Source organism: Planococcus sp. A6 (assembly GCF_028823615.1).
Classification (GTDB): Bacteria; Bacillota; Bacilli; order Bacillales_A; family Planococcaceae; genus Planococcus.
This window is the reverse complement of sequence record NZ_JAPEHT010000031.1, coordinates 25,015-31,014: the sequence shown is the minus strand read 5'-3', so window position 1 is coordinate 31,014 and position 6,000 is coordinate 25,015. Positions and strand designations below refer to the sequence as shown.

The 6,000-nt window shown below is 44.8% G+C and carries 1 protein-coding gene; it reads left to right on the top strand.

Annotated elements, in window-relative coordinates; translation table 11 throughout:
* The first annotated feature begins 1,087 nt into the window (after window positions 1-1,087).
* Window positions 1,088-5,779 (top strand): cell wall-binding repeat-containing protein, encoded by a 4,692-nt coding sequence (locus ON064_RS06695; RefSeq protein WP_274624167.1) that lies wholly within the window; start codon window positions 1,088-1,090, stop codon window positions 5,777-5,779.
* Window positions 5,780-6,000: the final 221 nt, after the last annotated feature.

Genomic DNA, 6,000 nt, shown 5'->3' with positions numbered 1-6,000 from the left:
CACTTGTGTGTCAAATGCTGCATCTCGGGAAGTGAGTCCCCCGCTAGCCGGCAACTTGATATAGAAGCAGAAAAGCTTAAACAGAAAACGTCCAAAGAAATCTCTTAGCCAGCCGGCGCCAAGGGTGAGCCGACGCAGTAAGACAGGCGTACTTCCTGGCTTAGTGCCAAAGGCCAACCCAAAGCAAGGCGGCGACTACTCAGATGACACTTCAATAGAATATCCGAACAATTCCACTGTCGAACCCTCACTCTCTGCTCTAAGCACGTCCAAGGAAGCGAGTCCCCCGCTAGCCGGCAATTGAATAAAGAAGCAGAACAGCTTAAACAATCAACGTCCAAAGAAATCTCTCAGCCAGCCGGCGCTAAGGGTGAGCCGACGCAGAGGACAAAAAGTTTATTCGAGCATCACATCAAGCACCTTGCTCCCACATCTGCTATGCAGATGCGTCGCAAATGAAATGACTCAACTTCCTTTCGCCATTTCATTGGCTTAGTGCCAAAGGCCAACCCAAAGCAAGGTGGCGAAAAGCAAAATGAAGATCGAATCGAATATCGAAACTGTTTAACACATAAACCCTCACTATCTGCTGTTTAGCCAAATCTTCATTTCCGAATCACCACTCTTGAACTCCCATAAATAAGCTCTCTGAATGAAGAGCATTGCAAGAAAACTAGCAAAAAGTAAAAAAATACTAGAAAAAATCAGAGATTTTTTTCTGACGTTCATATCTATCGGAAAAAATATTATTTATACCCACTATTTTTAAAAAATACAAATAGGTAAAAATAAAAACGTTAAATATAGATATAAATACCTAATATTATTCGTAACTCGAAAATTTATTTTTTCGAAAAGGTCCCTTATGCACATGCAATTCGCAGGAATATATTGTCCTATTAGTCATCTTTTATGCTTATATGATTTCTATTAAATTCCATTAATTCAATTCACAAGAATATTCAAATAACATATTGACATAATTGTATGACTATTGTTACTATTTTATCTGTGAGGAAATACGTACATAAGTGGGAAACATACATAGGGTGAATTTCCTCGAAAAAACATTAGGGGAGGCTACATTGTGCAAAACGGTTCAAAGACTTGGAAAAAGTTTGTATCTGTTGCTATGATCGCAGGTTTAGTTGCAAGTAACGGTGTTATGACTGCAAGTGCTACATCTGGCGAGAAAGAGAAAGCCAGTGAGCAAGATCTGCAGGCAATCAACGTTCTTTCTAACGAAAAAGCAGAGCTGATCAAGCAGCTTAAGAAACAGGAAAGTCCTGACATGGTCCAAAAAGATGCATTAGACCCGAACGAAGAAGTTCGCGTTATTATTGAAATTGAAGGACAGTCAGCAGTTGAAGTGGCATCTGCAAAAGGCGTCCAATACAAAACGCTCGCTAAAGCAGAAAAAGAGCAGATTGAAACTCAATTGGTGAAAACGCATTCAAGCGTGAAGAAATCCATTTCTTCCGAAGGCGTTGAACTAAATTCCCAATATGAATATACGACGGCATTCAATGGCTTCAGCGGTGTTGTGAAATTCAGCGACGTTGAGAAGATCAAAGACTTGCCGAACGTTAAGAACGTATATATTGCAAACGAGTACGAAAGACCAGAAGCTAAGCCGGATATGACGACGAGCCACGACTTCATCCAGTCGCGCCAAGTATGGGCAGACAGCAAGTTCCAAGGTGAAGGCATGGTCGTTGCGGTAATCGATACAGGAATCGATCCTGAACATAAAGATTTCAATATCACAGACGACTCAAAAGTTGATTTGACGAAATCTGATGTTGAAGGGCTTATCTCCAAAGACGGCTTGAAAGGCGCTTATCAAAACGTTAAAGTTCCTTACGCTTATAACTATTACGATAAAAACGCTGAAATCCAAGACGATGGCCCAGGTGCTTCCATGCACGGCATGCACGTTGCAGGAACAGTGGGCGCTAACGGAGACGAAAGCGAAGGCGGCTTGAAAGGTGTAGCTCCTGAGTCTCAGATCCTCGGCATGAAAGTATTCTCGAATGACGTCAACTTCCCGTCAACGTTCTCTGATATTTACTTGGCAGCGATCGACGATGCAGTGAAACTTGGAGCGGATGTATTGAACATGAGCCTCGGTTCAACTTCATCATTCTATGACGCTGACAGCGCAGAAGATAAAGCCATCACAAACGCTGTAAACAACGGAATCGTTTCGGCTGTATCTGCAGGTAACTCAGGGCATATCGGCTACGGCTACGATAACCCGCATTACGATAACCCAGACTACGGTTTGGTTGGCTCTCCAGGCCTTAACAAAGATACAATCCAAGTTGCAGCTACTGGGAATGTTGTAAATCACTACACGCATGATGTTGAGTTTGATGACCTCACAGTCGAAGGTTTCGGCGTGGATGACTGGACAGATTTCGAAACAAAAGGAGATGATTTCGAAGTCGTTTCTTTGAAAGAACTCACTGGCGATGACACTGCACTTGGTGCAGAAGCTGATTACGAAGACATCGATGTAGAAGGCAAAGTAGTTGTCGTTGAACGCGGCGCACACACATTTGTCGACAAGACGAACTGGGCAGCGGCAGCTGGCGCAATCGGCATCATCGTTTATAACTCTACTAGCCCGATATTCTATAAAGACCAAGGCGGCTGGGATATTCCGTTCATGAAGATTACAAGAGAAGACGGTTTGGCACTTGAAGAAGCGCTTGCTGCAGACGGCGAACTTGGAGCAGATGTTGAGCAAACAGGCAAAGAACTTGGACCTGAAGTGGGCCGTGCAACGGACTTCACATCATGGGGCGTAACGCCGGACCTTGAGTTCAAACCTGAATTGTCTGCACCAGGCGGGAACATCCTGTCAACGCTTGAAAATGACAAATACGGTGTGATGAGCGGAACGTCAATGGCAGCTCCACACGTTGCTGGCGGCGCGGCACTTGTCCAGCAATACTTGAAAAACCATGACGAGTTCAAAAACCTTTCTCTTGAAGAACGCACTCGCCTAGCGAAAGTCTTGCTATTGAACACTGCTGACATCACGCACGGCAAATCAGGCGACACGATCTCTCCTCGCCGCCAAGGTGCAGGGATGATGCAACTTAACGGCGCTGTCACTACGCCAGTTATCATGACTGAAAAAGCGACAAACGAAGCGAAAGTCAACGTCAAAGACTTCACTGGCGATTCCTTCTCGTTCACATTGAAAGCTGAAAACTTGTCTAATGAAGCAGCAACTTATTCAGTCGACACTTCAGTGCTAGTCGATATGTTCCAAGAAAATGGAACTGTCACGTCCAACTTGCTTCAGTCAGGCGCACTTGAAGGAGCAAAAGTAACAGCTCCTGAAACAGTGACTGTACCAGCTAACGGAACAGTCGATGTGAAAGTAACAGTCGATATCAGCGAAGGCAAAGTGCCAGGGCTTGATAAAGACGGCAATGCAATCACAAAAGCGCTTGAAGAAGATGTCTTCGTAGAAGGTTTCGTGAAATTGACAGCTGAAGAAGGATCGTCGAATCCTGATTTGGTCTTGCCATACATCAGCTTCTACGGCGAATGGGACCGTCCGGACATCATTGATTCCTTCGGAGTCGAAGAAAAAGATGAGCCGCATTTCTACCAGGCTTACTATGATGCATTCGGAGTTAAAGACGCTGACGATACGACAGTCGATGAAGAAGATGAAAAACACTATTACGACCTAGTGGAAGTTGACGGCGAATGGGTTTACCCAGTATCTCCAAATGGCGACGGCTTGAACGATAAGATCAACGGAAACATCACGCTGCTCCGTAACGCGGATGAGCTGCAGACGAATATCTTGAATGCAGAAGGCGAGAAAGTCCGTACGGTCAACATCGAGAAAGACGTCCGCAAAAACTTCTTTAACGGCGGATCTGGAACATTCCTAAGTTATGTTCAAGCACGCGCTTGGGATGGTAAAGTGAAAGGTGAAGTAGCAGCAGACGGCTTGTACGAATATGAGTACAAAGCGAAAGTCGACTACGAAGAAGCAGATTGGCAGAGCAAATCATTGCCGGTTTACATCGATACAACTGCACCGGAAGCTTCGGTCACTGTAAATGAAGAAGATAACACATTGGAAGTTTCCTTGTCTGATGAAGGAGTGGGCGTTAAGCAATTCTCTATCAACGTAGATGGAAAACGTTTGCCTGCCGAGAAAGGCTATTTCGATGCAGATGAAACAGTCGTTGACCTCGATGAGTTCGGTCTGGATGCTTCAGAAGCAGACTTGATTGAAATCGTTGCTCTTGACCATGCATTCAACGGCAGCTATGCCATCTCGAATGCAGATGATACTGTGAAACCAGTCATCTACGTAGCTGATGACGGCCCAGAGCCTCTCAAAATTTACGGAACGAATACTGTACCGGTCAAAGGGTATGTAGTAGAAGAAAACTTGAAGACATTGAAAGTGAACGGCAAAGAAGTTGATTTCACTGAAACGGATAAAGGCTTCGCGTTCGATACAACAATCGAACTTGAAACTGGCCGCCAAGAGGTGAAGTTCGAAGCAACGGATTACAACGGCAACACGTCTTCGATCATCCGCCCAATCTTTGTGGATACAGTGAATCCGACGCTTGCCATCGACGCTCCTGGCGTTGTTGACGAAGACGAGGAATCAGTTGAATTCGACATTACGGTGAAAGATAACTTCAATATGGTGAAACTATCACTTGATGGAGACGTATTGTACAATCAAGATGTCTACGATGAATTGAAAGTAGCTGATCCAATCAGCAAAACAGTTACAGCTAAAGTCGACTTGGCACCTGGCGTTAACACGTTCATGGTAGTTGCAGAAGACGCAGCTGGCAACAAGATCGAAAAAGAAGTGAAGATCGACCGTTCTGACTCTGAACTACGTGCTGAGCGCATTTCCGGTGTAAGCCGTTATGACACAGCTGTTGAGTTGAGCAAAGAAGGATGGGATTCTTCAGAAACAGTCGTCCTTGCACGCGGGGATAACTATGCAGATGCACTAGCGGGCGTACCGCTTGCGAAGAAACAAGATGCACCGCTTCTTCTGACTCGCACAGCGAAATTGCCATCTGAAACATATGATGAAATCAAGCGTCTAGGCGCGAAGAAAGTTCAAGTCCTAGGTGGAACAATTGCCATTTCTGATGATGTCGTGAAGCAATTGAAATCTGACGGCATTGAAGTAGAACGTATCAGCGGGGCAAGCCGTTATGAGACTGCAGCTAAGATCGCTGAGAAATTCGGTAAATCTGAATCTGCTATCGTAGTAAGCGGCGAGAACTTCCCGGATGCACTTAGCGTAGCAAGCTATGCAGGTTCTGAAGGCACGCCAATCCTATTGGCACGCGAAGGATCTATTCCGAATGCTACAAAAGCGGCATTGGTGAAAATGGGAGCGGAAAGCAGCTTGATCATCGGTGGTACTCAAGCGATCAGCGAACAAGCAGCATCCGAACTTCCGAATTCGTTCCGCATCAAGGGCTCTAACCGCTATGAAACTTCCCTTGAAGTGGCGAAATACTTCGGCAGCCCTACTGATACAGTGTACATTGCGACAGGCACAGCATTTGCGGATGCTCTAGCAGGCGGCGCGCTGGCAGCGAAAAATGACACTGGCGTTTACTTGGTAGGAAAATCCGTACCAGCAGAACTTGGCGAACACTTGCAGAAGAATGGCGTCGAATACGCGAAAGTGATCGGTGGATCGCAAGCAGTATCCGATGAAATCCTAAAGCAATTGGACGAGTATTTGAACAATAAGTAAGACCTATGAAAGCGGAGTGCCTAAAGGCGCTCCGCTTTTATTTTTACTTTATTAGGGGTAGTCATGCAATCACTATTATAATAGTAGAAACTCATCACATAAAAAGAAAGGAAGTATAGAAATAACCAGATTTGCATGTTAAAGGCGCTATGTTAATTTTCCTTTATATGGAATTAATTCAATAAATTTATTGCAATCTGAAAAAATGTAAACGTTTTCTA